Below are 20,786 nucleotides of genomic sequence, written 5' to 3'. Positions count from 1 at the left end.
TTGCTCGACCGCACCGCTCAAGATAATTGACGCTGGCCGCTCAAAGTAGTTGACGCCGGGCAGGGGCGCTTACTAGCCGGAAGGCAGTAGTGGTCGGCATCTCTCGCGGAGCGCGTCGGCGTTGCCTTGCCGTCCAGCACTGCGCGCCAGCTTTTCCGTCCGGCGAAGGTCAGCCAGTCAAGCGGCTTTTCTTCGTCGAGCGCCACATGACTAATCTCCAAAAGATCCCGCGCGGCTACTTGTCCGAAGCGCAAGCGATGGCCGTCCGCGTTCATGGTGAGCATCGTGTAGCTGTCCCACACCAGACCCGTCTCGTGGTCCGTCCAGGTGTCCCACAGCCCGTCCAGCCCCACGGCATCCCATCCGCACGACGAAAGCGCCACCAGACGTTCTTTCCTGTTTCCCAGTTCGGCTCATCGAAGCTGGCGGCCGGAATGATGCAGCGCTTTTTCCGCGTAGCCATGCGCTCTTGTACGTCGGCTGTTGTTTACCGTCGAAAATTGACCCAGCTAGCGCAGTAATTTCCGTCTAAGACTGACCCACGTAAAACCCTACCCTGCTGTTTTTTAAAGCAGGGGATCCTAGGAGTGATAGACGTGGCGACATTGAGTGTCATCAGACGCTGGGCCCTGCGAGAGCAGATGCGCGCCAAGTCTGCCGCTCGCGAGTCAGCCCGGCTGAACAGGTTGGAGAGCAGATCGAGGGGGTCGGCGGCTGACGCCCCTCCGCCGGTAGCCGCGGGCGTTGCGCTGACTGCACGGACGGCGGCGCGATAGCGGGTGAGCATCGGCGCGAGCCGCCGCAGTTCTGTGTTGGCCATCTTGGATCACTCCATCGACGCGATCGCGCCAAGTCTGTTCGAGAGTGCGCTGCGCGCGTTGTGTCAGGCGGCCGGACTCAACGGCCGTGGCGCGATAGTCGGTCAGATCCGTTCGCGCGCGGCGGTGTCGCGGCGCTCCTCTGCTAGGCGAACGGTCTGGAGGCCCAGCAGTGCCACAAGGCCGGCAATGACGATCAGCCGCAAGTTGCCGATGGCTCAGGCCAGTACCGCAGTCACGGCAGCCCCAAGAATGCACGAACGGCGCGCCGGTCGTCTTCTCACTCGGCGCGCAGGTACAACTGCTATGCGGCCTCGGTGTCGATCACGCGCGGCAGCGCACCCGGGTCAGTCCACAGCAGCAGACGAGTCAGGATCTCCGCCAGCACGTCGTCGTTCTCGATCAAGGTTCACATCGCGCTCGTCGCGAACGCCACGCTGTGCGCCGCGCAAGCCGCGCGCGCGAGGTCTTTGCTGGCCGCATGGTTCATGATGCCGGCCGCCATGCCACCGCCCTGCTCGCCTTGCCAGAACGACCGCGCCGACCCCTTCTTCGTAGTACCGTCCAGCACCTGCCACCGTTGCTCGAACTTCGATTCCTGCAAGCCAATGGTCAGCATCTCGACGCGTGCCTCGATGTGGGGGGCGTAGAAACGGCTGAAATTAGGCCGCGTTTGTCAGAAACTGATCGGTTTGCCAGAACCAAAGAAAAACGGGTCAGAGCTTGTGGCTCTGACCCGTTGATCTGACTAACGTTTTTGGTCGGTGTGAAAGGATTCGAACCTTCGACCCCTTGCACCCCATGAGGCTGGCAAAGGCAGACTAAGTGCTTGCTAGAGCAAGAATTTGGACGAAATGGCCTGACAAACCGAGAGGTGCCAGAGCAGCGCTTTTTCGCAGTTACCTCACTCTGGAAGATTCGCGTTTGTCAGCCTCGGTAGATGACCTGATCCTTCTATCGGTTGCTCGTGGAGAAAGCTAGCGACGCCAGTCAGTGGGACGAACTCGAGTCCAGCGATGAGTCCCACGAAACGTGGTTTGATGCGCTGCAGTTCGGCGTGCGAACGCTTGAAGCGCTACGCGTCAGATCTGGCGTTCCTTTTAATTTTCCTCAAAAATTACACATCCACCATCGCGTACAGTTTGTCGCGATCCTGTAAACCTGCTTATTCTGACCATTCATTGTGAACTCGGGGCGCCAAGGCTTTGCTCCTTTCAGCCCCTCGACATTTAATTGCTCAACCTGCCTTTTTTGGAATTCTTCCGTACTCGAACCGAGCACGGGCGCCACCGGATCGACAATGTAGTAATAAAAATTACTGGGCTCGTCAACCACTTTCACCATGAAATCCACGGAACTCGCCTCAAGAACTGGAATGTAGCCATCACGTCCCCAGATATTAAGATAGTCTTGATATTCTTTTTGATTGGTATATTTTCGAATTGCCATCTGATAATGGCAAACATCATCGCTGCCGCGCTGCTTCATTAAAAGTACCGCGTCAAAACTAACCTTCTTCTCTTGGCCGAGGCGGCAATAACCCAATGCCCCAGCCTGATTTAACCGCTCCAAAAAAACCTCACGGCTGTCGGACATAGGGTTGAACGCAACTTTGGCCTGGTCGTAGATAGCCGTATCGGCAGCCGGTTTTCCATACAAAAACTTCGAGGTTAACGAGGTTTCCGTTCGAGGCCCAAATTCTGCGAGCAACAGATTGTCTTTCCCCGTGCGATCATCGAATGAATCTCGCATACTCCATACGTATGCAGGAATCGAGGATGCCCTGATAAAAATGGCAATTCCGGTATAAGGGTGGAGCCCACCATAGTACGCTCCTGCATAGTCTGGGGAATTCAATATATCCAACACGTGGTTCGCTGTATTGGGAGCAAACCATTCAAGTGGATCCGTTATATCTGCGAATTCCTGTACCTTGAGCAAACTGTATGTATAGGTGGTGATTGAGCCTGGGCGCGGCCCCGTCATTCCCGCGTAGGGGTTAACGGCGCGCTCCTCCATAAGTGCGCGGCTCTCCGGCCCACCGGCGAGTGCCGCAGCCACCCCCCCTTTGTTGTCGGCTTTCTCAGCCATCAGCCCTTGAACAACCACGGAGTCGCCATCCTTGGCGATCAGCGGCTGTGCGGCCTGCAGCGCTGCCGTCGGCGCAGATACTGCGAGCGGTGATTCGGCGGTCGGCAAGCTACCCTCGCCCACGTTGCTCCCTCCCTCACAGGCGCCAAGGGTCGCCGACAAAACCGCTATTGCAAGTTGTCCCAGGAAACGCTTCATCCCTCTCTCCCGTAAATTTTTTTCAACGCCGCGTTGAAGCGGTTTCTCATCGCAACGGCATTTTCTATGAACGTTCAAACATCGTGGACTCCTGCTGGAGTGCGAGGCTAAAATTTTCTCACCGTGTCCCGGACAGGTAGCGTTAGCTCAGCGGTGACGCGCGCAAGCAAAAGCGGGTGTCCATCCCCGCCCCGCCGAGAAAACCAATGCCAGCGCGACCCGCTGGAAGTGCTTGGATGTGTTGTGCAATGTCAATGTGCTGCGCAGCCAACGACCAGCCGTTCGAGCGCCGATGTACCAGGCGGCCTCGATCTTGCGGTCCTCGGGGGAGATATAGCGGGTGCACATAGTTTGGTGGGCTATCGGTCTGCTGCCAACTGCTTGCTTCGCGCCTTCGCGCCCGGCGTGCGGGGCGGCTCCGGCTCCGGCGAAATCGCCAGCCCATCAGCCGGAAACTGCCGCATGAAATCCATCGACTCTTGCGGCGAAGCGTCAAGCCATGCCTCGTACCTCGCGGCGGGCAGGATCACCGGCATGCGCTTGTCTTTCCTGTCGGGCAAACGCATTTTGTCGAAACCGAGGCGGCGCGGCCGGTCTGCCCAGCGACTACCTGTTCATCACGAAGCAGGGCAAGCCCTATGGCAAAGAAGCGTTCAAGACACTCTGGGGCGCGGTGCGCAAGAAGCTGGGCCTGAAACCGCGTGAGATCACCTTCCACGACATGCGCGCAAAGGCGGCGTCGGATTCCGACTCGGACGTGTCTGCGCAGAAACTGCTGCACCACGAAGACGTGAAGGTGACGAAGCACGTGTATCGCCGCAGGGTGCCCACCGGAACCCCCTTGCCATCGGCGATTGCGGGCGCGGAAACAGCTGAAATGGGTCGGGTCTGTCAGGAATCGACGAGTTTGTCAAAACCAAAGAAAAACGGGTCAGAGCTTTTGGCTCTGACCCGTTGATCTGACTAACGTTTTTGGTCGGTGTGAAAGGATTCGAACCTTCGACCCCTTGCACCCCATGCAAGTGCGCTACCAGGCTGCGCCACACACCGAAGCCCGCAATTATAGCCGGCGGAAATCAGCGTCCGACGGTCAGGAGCTCACGAATTTCAAAAAGCTCGCGGCGAAGGTGCAACAACTGCGACAGGTCGACCGTGCGCGGCGCGGTTGGGTCGGGGCTGTCCTGCACGGCGGCGTCGAATTCTTCCTGATCGATCTCGATGGCTTCCATGCCTTCGAGCGGCACTTCGCCGGCCTTGCGGCGATCGCGCTCGCCCTGCACCAGTTCCTGCAACTTGTTGCGCGCGCCGCTGATCGTGAAGCCCTGGTCGTACAGCAGGTCGCGGATGCGGCGAATCATGAGCACCTCGTGGTGCTGGTAGTAACGACGATTGCCGCGGCGCTTCATGGGCCGCAACTGCGTGAACTCTTGTTCCCAGTAGCGCAAGACGTGCGGCTTGACACCGCAGAGTTCGCCAACCTCACCGATGGTGAAGTAGCGTTTGACAGGAATCGGCGGGAGCGCTTTCTCCATTATTTCCATTGAAATCAATACGGTGCGCGGGAAACCTGAGAGATTACTCTACGCAACCGCCGAGCACCAAGCACTATTCGGTGCCCAGGCTCCACTCGACTTCAGTCGACCCGCTCTGCTCGATGCTTCCATGAATCTGTTCCTTGAGCTTGGCGCTCGCATGGAACGTAGCAACGCGGCGTTCACCGATGGGAATGGCTTCGCCGGTGCGCGGATTGCGACCGGGCCGCGGCGCCTTCACGCGGATCTGGAAGTTGCCGAACCCCGAGATCTTCACGTCCGTGCCTTCGATCAGGCTGCTGGCCACGAGCTCGAAGAACGCCTCGACCATGTCCTTGGACTCACGCTTGTTCAAACCGATCTGCTCGAACAGCAAGTCGGCCAGGTGTGCCTTGGTGAGCGCCGGCGTTTCGAGAGCCTCGAGCGTGAATTCGGCAGCGTTCATCTTCATCCTCTCAAGCGGCCGCCGACCTTGGCGCCCAGTTGTTCGACGATTGCACGGACCGCGGGCTCGACCTGCTCGTCCGTGAGGGTGGCGCTGTCGCTCTGGAAGCTCAGGCGCACCGCCATGCTCTTTTCGCCCTGTGCCAGCGCACCGGGTGCAGCGACCGCACCGCCCTGCAGCGGCTGCGGGCGATAGATGTCGAACAGCGCCGCGTCGCGCAGCAGGCCCTGTGCGGCGGCGGTCGAGCGGATCGCTTGCATCAGCGCATCGTGGGTGACAGCCTCGGCAACCACCACAGCGATATCGCGCTCGACGGCCTGGTGCTTGGGCACCGGCTGCGCCACAGGCACGCTTCGCGCGGTGATTGCATCGAGGTCGAGCTCGAACAGCACGGGAGCCTGCGCGAAATCCCACTTCTGGCGCCAGCGCGGATGCAACTCGCCGACGACGCCGATGGCCTTGCCGTCGATCGAGACGCGGGCCGAGCGACCGGGGTGCAAGGCGGGATGTTCGGCCGGGTCGAAGGTCGGCACCAGCGGTGCGAGCAGCGCTTCGACGTCGCCCTTGACGTCGTAGAAATCGATGCGCTGCGGTTTGCCATCCCAGCGCGCTTCGTCGGCATCGCCCCAGGCAAGACCTGCCACGCGCATCGGCTGGTTGACGCCGCGCACGGTGCTGTCGGTGGTGACGACGCTGTCGTCGCGCATGAACACACGGCCCAGCTCGAACACGCGCACGCGCGGCGCCTTGCGGTCGAGGTTGAACTTCAGCACCTGCAGCAGCGAGCCGAGCAGCGACGAGCGCATCACGCTCATCTGGCTGGCGATGGGGTTCAGCAGCTTCACCGGATTGGCATTGCCGGCAAGGTCCTGCTCCCAGTGCGCTTCGACGAAGCTGAAGTTGATGGTTTCCTGGTAGCCCAGTGCCGCAATGCTGCGGCGAACCGCGAAGCGGCTGCGCTGCGACTCGGGCCGCACGCGAGCGGTGATGGGCGCGAGCGGCGCGGTGGTCGGCAGGTTGTTGAAGCCGATCAGGCGCGCGACTTCTTCGATGAGGTCTTCTTCGATCAGCAGGTCGAAGCGGTGCGGCGGCGGGGCGACGGTCAGCGTGCCCTCGCCTTCGGTGATGGCGAAGCCGAGGCGATTGAGCGCATCGGCGCATTGCGCCTGCGTGAGCGGCATGCCGATCACACGCGCAGCACGCGCCACGCGCAGGGTAACGGGCACGGCGGCGGGCACATTCAGCGTCTGGTCGTCCATCTTGCCGGCTTCGCCGCCGCAGATCTCGAGGACCAGCTGCGTGATGCGCTCGATGATCTCGACGCTGCGGCTCGGGTCCACGCCGCGCTCGTAGCGGTGGCCTGCATCGGTCGAGAAGTTGAAGCGACGCGAACGGCCCTGCACGGCTTCGGGCCACCAGAACGCGGCTTCGACGTAGATGTTGCGGGTGTCGTCGGACACCGAGGTCGCATCGCCGCCCATGATGCCCGCGAGCGATTCGACTTCGCGGTCGTCGGCGATCACGCCGACCTTGTCGTCGACGGTGATCGTGGTGCCGTTCAGAAGCTTGAGCTGTTCGCCCGCCTTGCCCCAGCGCACTGTGAGGCCGCCGTGAATCTTGTCGAGGTCGAAGATGTGGCTGGGCTGGCCGTACTCGAACATCACGTAGTTCGAGATGTCGACCAGCGGTGTCACGCTGCGCTGGCCGCAGCGCGCAAGGCGCTCGACCATCCAGGCGGGCGTGGCGACGGTGGTGTTCACGCCGCGCACGATGCGGCCAGAGAAGCGGCCGCAGAGCTCGGGCGCCTCGACCTTGACCGGCAGCACGTCGTTGAATGAAGTTGCCACGGGCGCGATGGCCGGCGTCTTCAGCGGCGCTCCGGTAAGCGCCGCGAGTTCGCGCGCCACGCCGTAGACGCTCAAGCCGTGGGCCAAGTTGGGCGTGAGCTTGAGCGTGAGGAGCGCGTCGTCGAGCTTGAGCACATCGCGCACGTCGGCACCGATGGGTGCATCGGCATCGAGCTCGAGCAGGCCGCCGTGGTCTTCGCTCAGGTGCAGTTCGCGCGCCGAGCACAGCATGCCCTGGCTTTCGACGCCGCGCAGCTTGCCCAGCTTGATGAGGAAGGGCTTGCCGTCTTCACCCGGCGGCAGCTCGGCGCCGACGAGCGCGCAAGGCACCTTGATGCCGACGCGCGCATTCGGGGCGCCGCACACGATGTTCAGCAAAGCGCCCTGCCCCGCATCGACCTGGCACACGCGCAGGCGATCGGCGTTCGGGTGTTGCACCGCTTCCTTGATTTCGCCGACCACGATGCGCGTGAAAGGCGGCGCCACCGGCCGGCGCTCTTCGACCTCGAAGCCGCCCATGGTGAGCGTTTCGGCCAGCGTGGCGCTGTCGAGGGGCGGGTTGCAGAACTCGCGCAGCCAGGATTCCGGGAATTGCATCTCTTCGATCTCGATCTGTTTTTCTAGGGATGGGTATTTACTGGAACTGCGAGAGGAAACGCAGGTCGCCGTCGAAGAAGAGGCGCAGGTCGTTCACGCCATAGCGCAGCATCGTGAGCCGGTCGGGGCCCATGCCAAATGCGAAGCCGATGTAGCGCTCGGGGTCGAGCCCCATGTTGCGCACCACGTTCGGATGCACCTGGCCCGAGCCCGACACCTCGAGCCAGCGGCCGGCGAGCGGGCCGCTTGCGAACTGGATGTCGATCTCGGCGCTCGGCTCGGTGAACGGAAAGAAGCTCGGGCGGAAGCGCAGCACGAGGTCGTCGCGTTCGAAGAAGGTGCGGCAGAAGTCGGTGAAGACGACCTTCAGGTCCTTGAAGCTCACGTTCTCGCCAAGCCAGAGGCCTTCGCACTGGTGGAACATGGGCGAGTGCGTGGCATCGCTGTCGACGCGGTAGGTGCGGCCGGGAGCGATCACGCGAATCTCGGGCGCCTTCACGGTGCCGGTGGTGTCGGCTGCGGCAGCGGCGAATTCGGCCGCGTACTTCTTGATGTGCTGATGCGCGTAGCGCACCTGCATCGGGCTGGTGTGCGGACGCAGGTTGTAGGGGATGCCGTCGTCGCCGTTGAGGTCGACGTAGAAGGTGTCCTGCATCGAGCGCGCAGGATGGTTCGGCGGGTTGTTGAGCGAGGTGAAGCTGTGCCAGTCGCTCTCGATCTCGGGGCCATCGGCGACGTCGAAGCCCATGCTGGAAAAGATCTCCTCGATGCGCTCCAGGGTGCGGCTCACGGGGTGCAACCCACCGGGAATGCGGCGACGGCCGGGCAGGCTCACGTCGAGCGCTTCGGCGCGCAATTGCAGGGCGAGCTCTTCGTCGGCCAGTTGCTGGCGACGGTCGGTCAGCGCGGACTCGATGGCCTGCTTCCCCACGTTGATCGCGGCGCCGCGGGACTTCTTCTCTTCGACACTCAGCGCGGCCATGCCCTTCATCAGCTCGGTGATGCGGCCCGACTTGCCGAGGAACTGGGCCTTGGCGTTTTCGAGCTCGGCGGGCGTTTTCGCTTCGGCGAAGGCGGCGCGTGCGGTGTCGACCAGGGAGTCCAACTCGTTCATAGCAACAAAAATCTTCGAAGGGAAATAAAAAAGAGCTGGAGCCTTTTCAAGCGCCAGCCCTTGAGCCGTGGGCGCAGGAAGCTGCCCGGAGGCAGCACCCCTGCTGTACAGAATCAAGCAGCCAGCTTGGCCTTGACCTGCTCCACGATGCCGGCAAAAGCGGCCTTGTCGTGCACGGCGATGTCCGCAAGCATCTTGCGGTCGATCTCGATACCGGCCTTGCGGATACCGTTGGCGAACTGGCTGTAGGTCAGGCCCAGTTCACGCGAGGCGGCGTTGATACGCGCGATCCACAGCTGACGGAACACGCGCTTCTTGGTACGGCGGTCGCGGTAGGCGTATTGGCCTGCCTTCATCACCGCCTGTTTGGCGACGCGGAAGACATTGCCGCGGCGACCGCGGAAACCCTTGGCGAGTGCGAGAACTTTCTTGTGGCGGGCGCGAGCCGTTACACCACGTTTGACGCGAGGCATGTGTGTACTCCTTGTTCGTCTGAGTTAAATGCCACGGCCGGGCAGCATGGCGGCGACAGAAACCATGTTGGTCTCATGCACTGCGACTGCACCGCGGAGGTGACGCTTGTTCTTGGTGGTCTTCTTCGTCAAGATGTGACGCTTGAAGGCTTGACCGCGCTTGACGGTGCCACCGGGACGAACGCGGAAACGTTTTTTCGCGCTGCTCTTGGTCTTCATTTTGGGCATGTGAATGCTCCTTTAGTTTGTGCTCGTGAGGCGCCGCGGATACTCCACGGACTTGTTGGCCCCGAGACACTTCTTTATCTCGCCCCTGCCGGCACTTCTTTCAAAGCGCCGGCAACGGCGAAATCCCTTCAAAACCTCGTCTGCCGCAAACGCCTCAGGCGGTTGCCGCGGGCGCCGTTGCCGGCGCAGCATCTGCTGCCGGCTTGGGAGCACCGCCACCAGCCTTCTTGCGGCCCGGCGCGATCATCATGATCATCTGCCGGCCTTCCAGCTTGGGGAACTGCTCGACCATGATCAGGTCGCCCAGTTCGTCGCGAATGCGCTGCAAGAGTGCCAGACCGAGCTCCTGGTGCGTGATCTCGCGGCCGCGGAAGCGCAGCGTGATCTTGCATTTGTCGCCCTCTTCAAGAAAGCGCTTGATGTTGCGCATCTTGATGTTGTAGTCGCCGTCGTCGGTACCGGGCCGGAACTTGATTTCCTTGACCTCGATGACCTTCTGCTTCGACTTCGCCTCGGCCGCTTTTTTCTGCTCGTGGTACTTGAACTTGCCGTACTCGATCAGGCGACATACCGGCGGATTGGCCGCCGCGACGACCTCCACCAGATCCACATCAGCCTCGCCGGCGAGGCGCAGGGCCTCCGAGAGACTCATAACACCCAATGGCTCGTTTTCCGGGCCTACAAGGCGGACTTCCGGGGCCATGATTTCCCGGTTCAGGCGGTGTTGGCGTTCCTCGCGGTGGCGGCGGTCGCGAAATGCAGTAGCGATGGTCAGAATCCTTCAAAATTTGCTACAAAATCTGTAGCGAACGCCGGTCAGTCCTCGCGGACAAGCGGCACGATTTGGCAAGGAAACATATGGGGTGTTTCAGAGACAAATCAACGCTTGTCGGCAACATCCTGGACGAGCCGTTGCACGAACGATTCGAGGGACATTGCTCCGAGGTCTTGGTTGCCCCGGGCGCGCACTGCGACGGCACCTGCTTCCTTTTCCTTGTCGCCCACGACGAGGATGTAAGGGAGCTTTTGCAACGAATGCTTCCGTATTTTATACGTAATCTTCTCGTTGTGCAGGTCAAGCTGCACTCTAAGCCCTTGATTTTGCAGCGTTTTCGCAACTTGCGCAGCGTAATCGGCCTGCCCTTCGCTGATATTGAGCACCGCCACCTGCACCGGAGCGAGCCATGCTGGCATCGCGCCGGAGTGGTGTTCGATGAGCATGCCGATGAAACGCTCCAGGCTCCCCACGATGGCGCGATGCAGCATCACAGGGTGCGCGCGGCCGCTCGATTCCGTCACGTATTCACCGCCCAGGCGCTCGGCCGTATTGAAGTCGACCTGCATCGTGCCGCACTGCCATTGGCGGCCAATCGCATCGCGCAGCGTGTATTCGATCTTTGGGCCGTAGAAGGCGCCATCACCGGGCGAGATCACGAAATCGACACCTGAGCGGCGCAGCGACTCCATCACCGCATGCTCGGCCTTGTCCCACAGCTCGTCGGAGCCGACGCGATTCTCGGGACGCGTTGCGACCTTGTAGAGGATGTCCGTGAAGCCGAAGTCGGCGTAGACCTTCTGCAGTTGCTCCGTGTAGGCGATGCATTCGTCGAGGATCTGGTCTTCCGTGCAGAAGATGTGGCCATCGTCCTGCGTGAAGCCGCGCACGCGCATGATGCCGTGCAGCGCGCCACTGGGCTCGTTGCGGTGGCACTGGCCGAACTCGCCGTAGCGCAGCGGCAGGTCGCGGTAGCTGCGCAAGTCGCTCTTGAAGATCAGCACGTGTCCCGGGCAGTTCATCGGCTTCAACGCGTACTCGCGCTTCTCCGACTCCGTCGTGAACATGTTGTCGCGGTAATTCTGCCAGTGGCCCGTTTTCTCCCACAGGCTCTTGTCCAGGATCTGCGGGCCTTTCACTTCCCAATAACCCGTGTCGCGGTAGATGCCGCGCATGTACTGCTCGACCGCCTGCCACACCGCCCACCCCTTGGGATGCCAGAACACCACGCCCGGCGCCACTTCGTCGATGTGGAACAGGTCGAGTTCCTTGCCGAGCTTGCGGTGGTCGCGCTTCTCGGCCTCCTCGATGCGCTGGATGTACTGGTCGAGCTGCTTCTTGTCGGCCCATGCCGTGCCGTAGATGCGCTGCAGTTGCTCGTTCTTGGCGTCGCCGCGCCAGTAGGCGCCGGCCAGCTTCGTGAGCTTGAAGACTTTCAGGAAGCGCGTGTTCGGCACGTGAGGGCCGCGGCACATGTCGACGTATTCCTGGTGGTAGTACAGGCCCATCGCCTGCTCGTCGGGCATGTCCTCGACGAGGCGCAGCTTGTAGTCTTCGCCGCGCGACTTGAAGACCTCGATCACCTCGGCACGAGGCGTCATCTTCTTGACCACGTCGTAGTCCTGCGCAATCAGCTCGCGCATGCGCGCTTCGATCGCCGCCATGTCCTCGGGCGTGAAGGGGCGTTCGAAGGAGATGTCGTAGTAGAAGCCCTCATCGATCACCGGACCGATCACCATCTTGGCCGTCGGGTAGAGCTGCTTGACCGCGTGGCCGACCAAGTGAGCCGTCGAGTGGCGAATGATCTCCAGGCCCTCGTCGTCCTTGGGCGTGATGATCTGGAGCTTGGCGTCATGGTCGATGACGTCGCTGGCATCGACGAGCCGGCCGTCGACCTTGCCGGCCACCGTCATCTTTGCGAGGCCAGGGCCGATGGACTGGGCCACTTCGGCCACCGAAACCGGGCCTGGGAACTCGCGGCGCGAGTTGTCGGGGAGCGTGATCTGGATCATGTGAAACCTCGGGAGAAAAACAAAAAAGCGCGGTGGATGCCGCGCTTTGCTTGGTTGGGAGCTGGAAGAAACCAGCGAGCGCGGGCTACCGGCCCTTTCCTTCGATCGCGTCGAAGAAGAAAAAGCCGCTCGATCCTTGCGGAGTAGTTCGCGGTGTCATAACCAAGGTGCCTTTCTCGCTCTTGTTGAGTGCAGAGACGACGATTCTAACTTCTGCCCGCCCACGCCGTGGCGCCTGCATTTTCGAGCGCCTCGTCCTCGCCGGGGCCGCACAAAAAAGCCCGGCACATGGCCGGGCTTCAAAGTGCCAGGGAAAGCCCTGCGCTTTCAGATCAGTGGAACTGTTCTTCCTCGGTCGAGCCGGTCAGCGCGGTCACGCTGGACTTGCCGCCCTGGATCACGGTGGTCACTTCGTCGAAGTAGCCCGTGCCCACTTCCTGCTGGTGCGACACGAAGGTGTAGCCGCGGTCGCGCGCTGCGAATTCGGGCTCTTGCACCTTCTCGACATAGGCCGACATGCCGCGCGCCACGTAGTCCTGCGCCAGATCGAACATGTTGAACCACATCGAGTGAATGCCGGCCAGCGTGATGAACTGGTACTTGTAGCCCATGGCGCCCAGTTCCTTCTGGAACTTGGCGATGGTGGCGTCGTCGAGGTTCTTCTTCCAGTTGAACGACGGCGAGCAGTTGTAGGCCAGCATCTTGCCCGGGTGGACCTTGTGCACGGCTTCGGCGAACTTGCGGGCGAACTCGAGGTCGGGCGTGCCGGTTTCGCACCACACCAGGTCGGCGTAGTAGGCGTAGGCAACAGCGCGGCTGATGGCCTGGTCCATGCCCTTCTTGGTCTTGTAGAAGCCTTCGGCGGTGCGCTCACCGGTCAGGAAGGGCTTGTCGTTTTCGTCGTAGTCGCTGGTGATGAGGTCGGCCGCTTCCGCATCGGTGCGGGCGATGACGAGCGTCGGCGTGCCGCAAACGTCGGCTGCCATGCGGGCCGCGATGAGCTTTTGCACTGCTTCGGTCGTGGGCACGAGCACCTTGCCGCCCATGTGGCCGCACTTCTTGACCGAAGCGAGCTGGTCTTCGAAGTGCACGCCGCCGGCGCCGGCCTTGATCATGGCCTTCATCAGTTCGAAGCCGTTGAGCACGCCGCCGAAACCGGCTTCGGCGTCGGCCACGATGGGCGCGAAGTAGTCGGTGTAGCCCTTGTCGCCAGGATTCACGTTCTTGGACCACTGGATCTCGTCAGCGCGGCGGAAGGTGTTGTTGATGCGCTCGACCACTTGGGGCACCGAATCCACCGGGTACAGCGATTGGTCGGGGTACATCGAGGCGTAGCTGTTGTTGTCGGCGGCGACTTGCCAGCCCGACAGGTAGATGGCTTTCACTCCGGCCTTGACCTGCTGCATCGCCTGGCCACCGGTGAGTGCGCCGAGGCAGTTGACGTAGGGCTCGTTGTTCACCAGGTCCCAGAGCTTTTCGGCGCCGCGGCGGGCCAGCGTGTGCTCGATGGGGAAGGAGCCGCGAAGGCGCACGACGTCGGCGGCGCTGTAGCCGCGCTTGATGCCCTTCCAGCGCGGATTGGTGGCCCAGTCTTTTTCGAGGGCTGCAATCTGCTGTTCGCGGCTCAGTTGTTCGGTGAGGGTCTGGGGCATGGTCACTCCGTGAGGTTGATTGAAGGGTTGAAAGCGGGTGGGCGCTGCGGCCTTGGGATCAACTGTAATTCGATCCGAGACTCTTATGTCTTATAGAAGACATATTTTTCAATCAATAAAATCAACAACTTACAGTTATATCTCTCAATGCGAAATTATTTTTCTCATATTGAGAAAAAATATTGCGGCGCAACAGGCCGTCCTTCCACGATGTGCAATCAACCTTTTGGTGATGAAAACGCTGGCGACATCTCGGCAGCATGCGCAATCCAGTCTCCGCCGCCAATCACCGGGCGTCCCTCGATTCGCGAAGGATGGATCTCGTAGACCAGGCAATCGAGCCACTGCGCATCGAGCGCGATGCGAACCTCGCGCTTGATGTACTCGCCCGAATCGTCTTCGGCCACCTCTTCCAGCAGGTCGAGCGCCGCCTCGACCGCAGGCTCGATGCGATAGATCTCGCCCTTCACGCGCCCCGCGCCACCGAGCACGATGCCTGGATAGGCGCCAAGGTCGTACAGCGTCCCGGCAATGCTTGCCTCTCCGACAAGGACAGGCGCCGGCCGGTAGCGCGCGATGTCGTTGCGCCCAAGGCGGCGCAGCGTGCCGTAGACAAAAACGTGGGGCATCATCGAATCCGCTCTCCGCAACAACAAAACTTCAGTCTATTGAACTCCGCCACCCCCGCTTCCGGCCGCCTCGTCGCCTACGGCTGCCTGGCCCTGAGCATGTCGCTCGTCGGCGCCTACGTCGCCCTCTCCAAGCCCCTCGTTGCTGCCTTTCCGGTGCTGCTGCTCGCATGGCTGCGCTTCGGCATCGCCGCGCTTGCCATGCCGCACTGGCTCAAGCGCGGTGCGGACGAACCGCCGATGACGGCGCACACGCGCTGGCTCGTCTTCCTCGAATCGTTCCTCGGCAACTTCCTGTTCTCGATCTGCATGCTGTACGGCGTGAGCATGACGAGCGCGGTGTCGGCGGGCGTGATCATGGCGTCGATCCCGGCAGTCGTCGCGGTGGCGAGTTGGCTGTTCCTGCGCGAACGCATCACGGTGCGCATCGGTCTGGCCATTGCATGCGCCGCGCTCGGCATCGGCCTGCTGGCCCTCAGCCCCGCGCATACGCCGGTTTCGCCCGACGCAGCGAAGGCGTCGATGCCGTGGCTTGGCAACCTGCTGGTGTTCTGCGCAGTGCTGTGCGAGACCGCCTATGCGGTGATCGGCAAGTCGCTCACTGGGCGCTTGGGGCCCAAGCGCATCGCGTCGCTCATCAACCTCTGCGGCTTCGTTCTCTCGACGCCCTTCGGGATCTGGTTCGCGCTGTCGTTCGACTTCGGCGCGGTGCACGGTGGCATCTGGCTTCTGCTCGCGGCCTATGCGCTCGCTGCGAGCATCTGGACGGTGTGGCTCTGGATGACGGGCCTGCGCCATGTGCCCGCTGCACAGGCCGGCGTTTTCGCAGTGCTGCTGCCCGTCAGCGCGGCCCTCGTGGGTGTGTTCGTGCTCGGCGAAACCCTCTCTTCGCCGCAGCTGATTGCGTTCGCGCTTGCGCTCGCGGGCGTGGTGCTTGCGACGTGGCCTGGGCGCCGAACGTGAAAAACGAGGCTTCTCCCCTCTGAAAAAACAACAACTCCCAATGAAAAAACCGCTTTTTCCCTTGGAAACGCGTTTTTTCTCCTTTAGCATCCGCATTGCCACTGGAGACGCAAGTTTTTCATTGGTGAATGTTCAACCAAAAAAGGAAATCAACCATGGCAACTGCAAAGAAGGCTCCGGCCAAGAAAGCTCCGGCAAAGAAGGCCGCTCCCGCAAAGAAGGCTGCGGCTCCTGCAAAGAAGGCTGCACCGGCGAAGAAGGCTGCTCCCGCAAAGAAGGCTGCTCCTGCGAAGAAGGCCGCACCGGCAAAGAAGGCTGCTCCTGCAAAGAAGGCCGCTCCCGCCAAGAAGCGCACCCCGAACGCTGCTTTCATGAAGGCCCTGACCCCCAGCCCGGCACTCGCCGCTGTGGTCGGCTCGACGCCTCTGCCGCGCACCGCTGTCGTGAGCAAGCTGTGGGACTACATCAAGAAGAACAACCTTCAAGACAAGGCCAACAAGCGCAACATCAACGCCGACGCAAAGCTGAAGGAAATCTTCGGCAAGGCGCAAGTGTCGATGTTCGAACTGGCCGCGCTGATTGGCAAGCACGTCAAGTAAGCACCCAGGGGCCTTGCGCTCCTGAATCAAAAAGCCGGCTCACGCCGGCTTTTTTTTCGCCTGCGGCAAGGCCACGCCCTCCTCGAAAAAGCGCGCCGGCGTGCAGCCGAAGTTCTTGCGGAAGGTTTCGATGAACGCGCTCACCGAGCTGTAGCCGACAGTCAGCGCCACCGTCGTCACGGCCTCGCCAAGGCTCAAGAGCTCGACGGCCTTCAGCAGGCGCGATTGCTGCCGCCATTGCGCGAAGCTCAATCCGGTCTCGGCAGCAAAGCGGCGCGTGAGCGTCCTGCGCGCCATGCCGATGCGATCGGCCCACTGGTCGATGGTATCGGGCACGGCCGGATCGTTCGCCAACGCTGTGGCCATCGCGGCCAGGCGCTTGTCCTGCGGCATCGGCAGATGAAGCGACGGCCGAGCGCTCGCCGCAAGCTCATCGAGCAACACGCCCACGAGGCGCGCGCGGCGGTCCTCGACGGCGCCCGACGAGGCATCGAACGACGTCAGCCGATCGACCAATGCCTGCACCAGCGGCGTCGTCGCAAACACATGTGGCCCCTCGGGGAGACCGGCCGCCATCGCCGGCTCGATGTGCAGGCTCCAGCCTGCCGTGGCACCGAAGCTCTGCGCCGCATGCGCGCAACGCGGCGATATCCAGCCGATCCAGCCCGGCGGCTGCACCCAGCGCCCCGCAGGCGTCTCGATGACCTGCAATCCCTCGCGCAAGGCGAACAACTGCCCTGTTTCGTGCGCGTGGTAGCCCGTGACGCGCGGCGCCTCGTAAGCGCTGATCCAGAGCCTGACCGGCGCCTCAGTTGCCATGCCTGGCCCGCCGGAGATATCGATTGGCCCCGCACCGCAAGCCGCAACCTGCGTCGCTCCCTAGCATCGAGGTCATCTTCACAACGCCTTCAAAGGAACGCTCATGCAAGCCCAGGATGTATTGCCCGACGGACAGGATTTCGTCGTCAGGAACGGAGTCAATTTGCGTAAGGGCTCGGTCGCTGCCTTCCTCGCCAACGCGCAGTTGCTGCAGGACCCGAACGCCGGCGCAGATGCCAAACAGGCCGCCGAGCGCGACCTGATCGAACTGCTGCCCGCCCTCGAAGCGCTCGGCCTGTTCGACGTGTTCGAGTTGCGCTCGCCCACGTTGCGCGACGAGGTGGCCCGTCATCGCGCAGCGCTCAGTTCTGCGCCGGCTGCTGCGCCGCGCGTCTGATCGACGTCAGCGTGCCGCGCGTGGTGATCACCTCGGGGTCCAGCGGGATCTCGATCAGCGTGCCGGTCTCGGCCGACAGCGCGCGCAGCAGCGCGGCTTCGAACTGCCCCGTTTCCGTCACGCGCTCGGCTGCATAGCCGTAAGCGCGGGCGAGCCCGCAGCAGTCGGGGTTGCGCAGCGCGGTGCCGCTGGTGCGCTGGGGGTACTCGCGCTCCTGGTGCATGCGGATCGTGCCGAACATCCCGTTGTTCAGGAGCACGACGATGCTCTTGCCGCCGTGCTGCGCGGCCGTCGCGAGCTCCTGCCCCGTCATCAGGAAATCGCCGTCGCCCGCGATCGTGAAAGCCACGCGCCCCGTCGCCAGGTTCGCCGCGATGCCGGCCGGCACGCCGTACCCCATCGCGCCGCTGGTCGGCGCCAGTTGCGTCTTGGGACCCTTGGCGAGCCCGTGATAGCGGAAGTAGCGATGCACCCAGCTCGCGAAGTTGCCCGCACCGTTGGTGATGGCCGCATCCGGCGGCAGGTGCTTCTGCAGCAGAGCGACGACCTCGGCCATGTCGACCGGACCGCGCGGCATCTCGGCCGGCATGCCGGCCAGCGCCTGGGGCACGAGGTTGGCTTCGTAGTCCGCATGCGCCTGCGCGGTCCAGTCCTCCCACGGCAGCGTGGGCGGTGCGCTCAGCACCTCGAGGCTGCGCGCAGCGGCGCTCATGCCGGCATTGATCGCCAGGTCAGTCTGGTAGACGCGGTTGAGCTCTTCCGCGCTCGCGTGGATGTGCACCAGCACCTGCTTCGCCTTCGGCGCTTCGAGCAGCGTGTAGCCGCCCGTCGTCATCTCCCCAAGCCGCGGGCCGATCGCGAGGATCAGGTCCGCATCCTTCACGCGCTGCGCGAGCTTCGGGTTGATCGCGATGCCGACGTCGCCCGCATAAAGCGGATGGTGGTTGTCGAAGGTGTCCTGGTAGCGAAAGGCGTTCGTCACGGGCAGGCGCCAGTTCTCGGCAAAGCGCTGCAGCGCCTGCGCGGCCTGCGTCGTCCAGCCGCCGCCGCCCGCGATCACCAGCGGCTGCCGCGACTTCAGCAGCAATTCGCGCAAGGTGCGCAGCGCGCCCGGATCGCTCCAAGGCTGCACTGCCTCCACGCGCTGCAAAGGCCGCGCTGAAGTTTGCGTGCGCAGCATGTCCTCGGGCAGCACCAGCACCACCGGCCCCGGCCGGCCGTTCATCGCGGTGGCGAAAGCGCGCGCCACGTATTCGGGAATGCGGTCCGCATCGTCGATGCGCTCCACGCGCTTGGCGAATCCCTTCGTGCTCGGCCCGAAGAAGCTGCAGTAATCGACCTCCTGGAAGGCCTCGCGGTCGCGGAAGTCGCTGCCGACGTCGCCCACGAACAGCACCATCGGCGTGGAGTCCTGGAACGCGTTGTGCACGCCGATCGATGCGTTGGTCGCGCCCGGTCCGCGGGTGACGAAGCACACGCCCGGTCGTCCGGTCAGCTTGCCATGCGCCTCGGCCATGAAGGCCGCGCCGCCCTCCTGCCGGTTCACGATGAAGCGCGCGCGGTCGCCGTAGGCATGAAAGCCGTCGAGCACCGCGAGGAAGCTTTCGCCCGGCACACCGAATGCGATCTCCATGCCTTGCGCGATCAGGCACTCGACGATCAGGTGGCCTGCGGGTTGTGATGTACTCATGAGAAGTCGAACCTCAGCTGCAATGTCTCCGGCAATTATGTGCGTCTGCTCCTTATGCCTTGCGTTAATTCCCCAAATGGTTAAATTCGCGCCATGAAGGCACCGAAGGATTCCCCGATCGAGACGCTCGAGCCGCGCTCGCGCGATGCGGACCGCTCGCAGCTCGCCATCCTCGCCGCGGCGCGCGAGGAGTTCTCGCAGCTAGGCCTGGCCGGCGCGCGCATGGACAGCATCGCAACGCGCGCGGGCCTGAACAAGCGCCTCATCTACTACTACTTCGGCAGCAAGGACGACCTGTTCCTGGCGGTGCTGGAGCGCACCTACGCCGACATCCGCGAAGCCGAGCAGCGGCTGCACCTGGACGAGATCGAGCCGGTCGAGGCGATCCGCCAGCTGGTGTCGTTCACCTGGCACTACTACCTGGAACACCCCGAGTTCATCACGCTGCTCAACAGCGAAAACCTGCACCGCGCGGCGCACCTGAAGCGCTCCGAGCGCATCCAGGAGATGAACTCTCCGCTGGTGCAATTGCTGGACACCGTCCTCGAGCGCGGCCGCCGCGAGAACCTGTTCCACGCGGGCGTCGACCCGGTGCAGCTCTACATCTCGATAGCGTCGCTGTGCTACTTCTACCTCTCGAACAACCACACCCTCTCGGCCATCTTCGGCCGTGACCTGCGTGCGCCCAAGGCGATGGCGCAACGCCTCTCGCACATGACCGACCTGGTCCTGGGCTACGTCCTGCGCTGAGCGCGGACGTTTACAGAACTCCTTCGGGTATTCACTAGGCGGCGTCGGTTGACGCTGCGGCGCAGCCGTTCCTAGAATCGCTAATTCACTTATTGGTGAATTGAATCGATTCAAGACAGCGGCCCGACCGCGCGGAGACAGACAACCATGAAGCACCTTGCACGCACCACCGCATTCGCTGCGCTCACCGCCCTGGCCGCGCTGATGCCGGGCCTCGCATCCGCACAGAACGGATACCCCACCAAGCCGATCCGCGTGATCGTTCCCTTCGCGGCGGGCAGCACCACCGACATCATTGCCCGCGCCATCGCCGACAAGATGAGCCAGAGCATGGGCCAGACCCTGGTGATCGACAACCGCGGCGGCGCGAGCGGCACCATCGGCCAGCAGGCGGTGGCCACGGCCGCGCCGGACGGCTACACGGTCATGATCCATTCGTCGTCGCACACGGTGAGCCCCTCGACCTTCGCCAAGCTGCCGTTCGACACGGTGGGCGACTTCGCCGGCGTCACGCCGATCTCCTCGCTGCCCAACGCGCTCGTCATCTCGCCCACCAAGAACATCAAGACGCTGCCGCAGCTCCTGGCCGCCGCACGCGCCAAGCCCGGCAGCATGAACTTCGCCTCCGCCGGCCAGGGCAGCGCCACGCACCTGAACGCCGAGAAGTTCAAGATGGCCGCGAAGATCGATGCGACCAACATTCCCTTCAAGGGATCGGGCGAAGCGGTGACCGAGGTGCTCTCGGGCCGTGTCGACTACTACTTCTCCCCCATCGCCCCGGTGATCGGCCAGATCAAGGAAGGCCAGCTGCTCGCGCTCGCCGTCGGCTCGCCCAAGCGCGCGGCGGCCCTGCCCGACGTGCCCACCACCACCGAGGCCGGCGTGCCCGGCTCCGAGTTCAACTTCTGGATCGGGATGATGGCGCCCGCCAAGACGCCGCGCGACATCGTCAACCGCCTGCACGACGAGGTGGCCAAGGCACTCGCCACGCCCGAGGTGAAGGAGCGCTTCCTCAAGCTCGGCGCCGATGCCTGGACGCTCAAGCCCGAGCAGTTCGACGCCTACATCAAGGAAGAGATCGCGAGCAACGCGCAACTGGTGAAGGCCGCGGGCCTGCAGGTCCAGCAGTAGAAGCCCGCCTGCGCCGAGAAAGATCC

The 20,786-nt window shown here is 62.9% G+C and carries 22 protein-coding genes and 1 tRNA gene; 6 read left to right on the top strand and 17 right to left on the bottom strand.

Going from position 1 to position 20,786, the window contains the following annotated elements; genetic code table 11:
• Nucleotides 1-17 precede the first annotated feature (17 nt).
• The 4 genes from RT97_RS33945 to RT97_RS33245 form a co-directional block, all read right to left on the bottom strand.
• Nucleotides 18-383 carry a hypothetical protein gene (locus RT97_RS33945; RefSeq protein WP_367379269.1) on the bottom strand — a complete coding sequence of 122 codons (366 nt, stop codon included), beginning with the start codon at nucleotides 381-383 and terminating at the stop codon, nucleotides 18-20.
• Between the two features lie 104 nt (nucleotides 384-487).
• A complete protein-coding gene (locus RT97_RS34215) occupies nucleotides 488-787 on the bottom strand; it encodes a hypothetical protein (RefSeq protein WP_437184114.1) in 300 nt (99 codons plus the stop codon).
• Nucleotides 788-1,227: 440 nt separating this feature from the next.
• Complete coding sequence (locus tag RT97_RS32210) at nucleotides 1,228-1,437, bottom strand: hypothetical protein (protein ID WP_052810775.1); 210 nt, start codon at nucleotides 1,435-1,437, stop codon at nucleotides 1,228-1,230.
• 491 nt (nucleotides 1,438-1,928) lie between these two features.
• On the bottom strand, nucleotides 1,929-3,107 hold the full coding sequence (locus RT97_RS33245; protein ID WP_155403909.1) for a hypothetical protein: 1,179 nt from the start codon (nucleotides 3,105-3,107) through the stop codon (nucleotides 1,929-1,931).
• Nucleotides 3,108-3,606: 499 nt separating this feature from the next.
• Between RT97_RS33245 and RT97_RS32800 the strand changes: the two genes are divergently transcribed.
• A complete protein-coding gene (locus RT97_RS32800) occupies nucleotides 3,607-4,065 on the top strand; it encodes a tyrosine-type recombinase/integrase (RefSeq protein WP_080898455.1) in 459 nt (152 codons plus the stop codon).
• 15 nt (nucleotides 4,066-4,080) lie between these two features.
• On the opposite strand, the gene RT97_RS27770 is transcribed toward RT97_RS32800, so the two are convergent.
• The 11 genes from RT97_RS27770 to RT97_RS27720 all read right to left on the bottom strand — a co-directional run bounded on the left by RT97_RS27770 (nucleotide 4,081) and on the right by RT97_RS27720 (nucleotide 14,414).
• Nucleotides 4,081-4,157 (bottom strand) — tRNA-Pro (locus RT97_RS27770).
• A gap of 26 nt (nucleotides 4,158-4,183) precedes the next feature.
• Nucleotides 4,184-4,639, bottom strand: a complete 456-nt coding sequence (locus RT97_RS27765) for a MerR family transcriptional regulator (RefSeq protein WP_042582087.1) — start codon at nucleotides 4,637-4,639, stop codon at nucleotides 4,184-4,186.
• A 73-nt stretch (nucleotides 4,640-4,712) separates the two neighbouring features.
• A complete protein-coding gene (locus RT97_RS27760) occupies nucleotides 4,713-5,084 on the bottom strand; it encodes an integration host factor subunit alpha (protein WP_042582090.1) in 372 nt (123 codons plus the stop codon).
• A gap of 2 nt (nucleotides 5,085-5,086) precedes the next feature.
• Nucleotides 5,087-7,528 carry a phenylalanine--tRNA ligase subunit beta gene (pheT, locus tag RT97_RS27755; protein WP_042582086.1) on the bottom strand — a complete coding sequence of 814 codons (2,442 nt, stop codon included), beginning with the start codon at nucleotides 7,526-7,528 and terminating at the stop codon, nucleotides 5,087-5,089.
• A 37-nt stretch (nucleotides 7,529-7,565) separates the two neighbouring features.
• Nucleotides 7,566-8,642 carry a phenylalanine--tRNA ligase subunit alpha gene (pheS, locus tag RT97_RS27750; protein ID WP_042582085.1) on the bottom strand — a complete coding sequence of 359 codons (1,077 nt, stop codon included), beginning with the start codon at nucleotides 8,640-8,642 and terminating at the stop codon, nucleotides 7,566-7,568.
• A 113-nt stretch (nucleotides 8,643-8,755) separates the two neighbouring features.
• Complete coding sequence (rplT, locus tag RT97_RS27745) at nucleotides 8,756-9,115, bottom strand: 50S ribosomal protein L20 (RefSeq protein WP_007832499.1); 360 nt, start codon at nucleotides 9,113-9,115, stop codon at nucleotides 8,756-8,758.
• A gap of 24 nt (nucleotides 9,116-9,139) precedes the next feature.
• Nucleotides 9,140-9,343 (bottom strand): 50S ribosomal protein L35, encoded by a 204-nt coding sequence (gene rpmI, locus RT97_RS27740; protein ID WP_007832497.1) that lies wholly within the window; start codon nucleotides 9,341-9,343, stop codon nucleotides 9,140-9,142.
• A 154-nt stretch (nucleotides 9,344-9,497) separates the two neighbouring features.
• Entirely contained in the window at nucleotides 9,498-10,121 is a 624-nt protein-coding gene (gene infC / locus RT97_RS27735) for a translation initiation factor IF-3 (RefSeq protein WP_080898454.1), read from the bottom strand.
• 101 nt (nucleotides 10,122-10,222) lie between these two features.
• On the bottom strand, nucleotides 10,223-12,130 hold the full coding sequence (thrS, locus tag RT97_RS27730; protein ID WP_042582083.1) for a threonine--tRNA ligase: 1,908 nt from the start codon (nucleotides 12,128-12,130) through the stop codon (nucleotides 10,223-10,225).
• A gap of 332 nt (nucleotides 12,131-12,462) precedes the next feature.
• Nucleotides 12,463-13,782 carry an isocitrate lyase gene (gene aceA, locus RT97_RS27725; protein WP_042582082.1) on the bottom strand — a complete coding sequence of 440 codons (1,320 nt, stop codon included), beginning with the start codon at nucleotides 13,780-13,782 and terminating at the stop codon, nucleotides 12,463-12,465.
• A 218-nt stretch (nucleotides 13,783-14,000) separates the two neighbouring features.
• Complete coding sequence (locus RT97_RS27720) at nucleotides 14,001-14,414, bottom strand: gamma-glutamylcyclotransferase family protein (protein WP_042582081.1); 414 nt, start codon at nucleotides 14,412-14,414, stop codon at nucleotides 14,001-14,003.
• Nucleotides 14,415-14,450: 36 nt separating this feature from the next.
• On the opposite strand from RT97_RS27720, the gene RT97_RS27715 reads away from it, so the two are divergent.
• Nucleotides 14,451-15,374, top strand: coding sequence for a DMT family transporter (locus RT97_RS27715; RefSeq protein ID WP_042582080.1), 924 nt, complete (start codon nucleotides 14,451-14,453; stop codon nucleotides 15,372-15,374).
• Nucleotides 15,375-15,529: 155 nt separating this feature from the next.
• Nucleotides 15,530-15,973 (top strand): SWIB/MDM2 domain-containing protein, encoded by a 444-nt coding sequence (locus RT97_RS27710; RefSeq protein ID WP_042582079.1) that lies wholly within the window; start codon nucleotides 15,530-15,532, stop codon nucleotides 15,971-15,973.
• 39 nt (nucleotides 15,974-16,012) lie between these two features.
• On the opposite strand, the gene RT97_RS27705 is transcribed toward RT97_RS27710, so the two are convergent.
• Entirely contained in the window at nucleotides 16,013-16,792 is a 780-nt protein-coding gene (locus RT97_RS27705; RefSeq protein WP_042582078.1) for an AraC family transcriptional regulator, read from the bottom strand.
• 103 nt (nucleotides 16,793-16,895) lie between these two features.
• On the opposite strand from RT97_RS27705, the gene RT97_RS27700 reads away from it, so the two are divergent.
• A complete protein-coding gene (locus RT97_RS27700) occupies nucleotides 16,896-17,189 on the top strand; it encodes a hypothetical protein (RefSeq protein ID WP_042582077.1) in 294 nt (97 codons plus the stop codon).
• Here RT97_RS27700 and RT97_RS27695 read toward each other — a convergent pair.
• Nucleotides 17,155-18,879, bottom strand: coding sequence for a thiamine pyrophosphate-binding protein (locus tag RT97_RS27695; protein WP_042582076.1), 1,725 nt, complete (start codon nucleotides 18,877-18,879; stop codon nucleotides 17,155-17,157). The two genes, RT97_RS27700 and RT97_RS27695, sit on opposite strands and share 35 nt — an antisense overlap.
• A gap of 93 nt (nucleotides 18,880-18,972) precedes the next feature.
• Between RT97_RS27695 and RT97_RS27690 the strand changes: the two genes are divergently transcribed.
• Both RT97_RS27690 and RT97_RS27685 read left to right on the top strand, forming a co-directional pair.
• The gene (locus RT97_RS27690; RefSeq protein WP_013542345.1) at nucleotides 18,973-19,629 is read left to right on the top strand and encodes a TetR/AcrR family transcriptional regulator; all 657 of its coding nucleotides are present in this window, start codon (nucleotides 18,973-18,975) and stop codon (nucleotides 19,627-19,629) included.
• A 147-nt stretch (nucleotides 19,630-19,776) separates the two neighbouring features.
• Nucleotides 19,777-20,760 (top strand): tripartite tricarboxylate transporter substrate binding protein, encoded by a 984-nt coding sequence (locus RT97_RS27685; protein WP_042582075.1) that lies wholly within the window; start codon nucleotides 19,777-19,779, stop codon nucleotides 20,758-20,760.
• Nucleotides 20,761-20,786: the final 26 nt, after the last annotated feature.

This window comes from Variovorax paradoxus, assembly GCF_000834655.1.
Classification (GTDB): domain Bacteria; phylum Pseudomonadota; class Gammaproteobacteria; order Burkholderiales; family Burkholderiaceae_C; genus Variovorax; species Variovorax paradoxus_F.
Note: the sequence above shows the minus strand (reverse complement) of the source record. Positions and strands in the feature narration are given on the sequence as shown.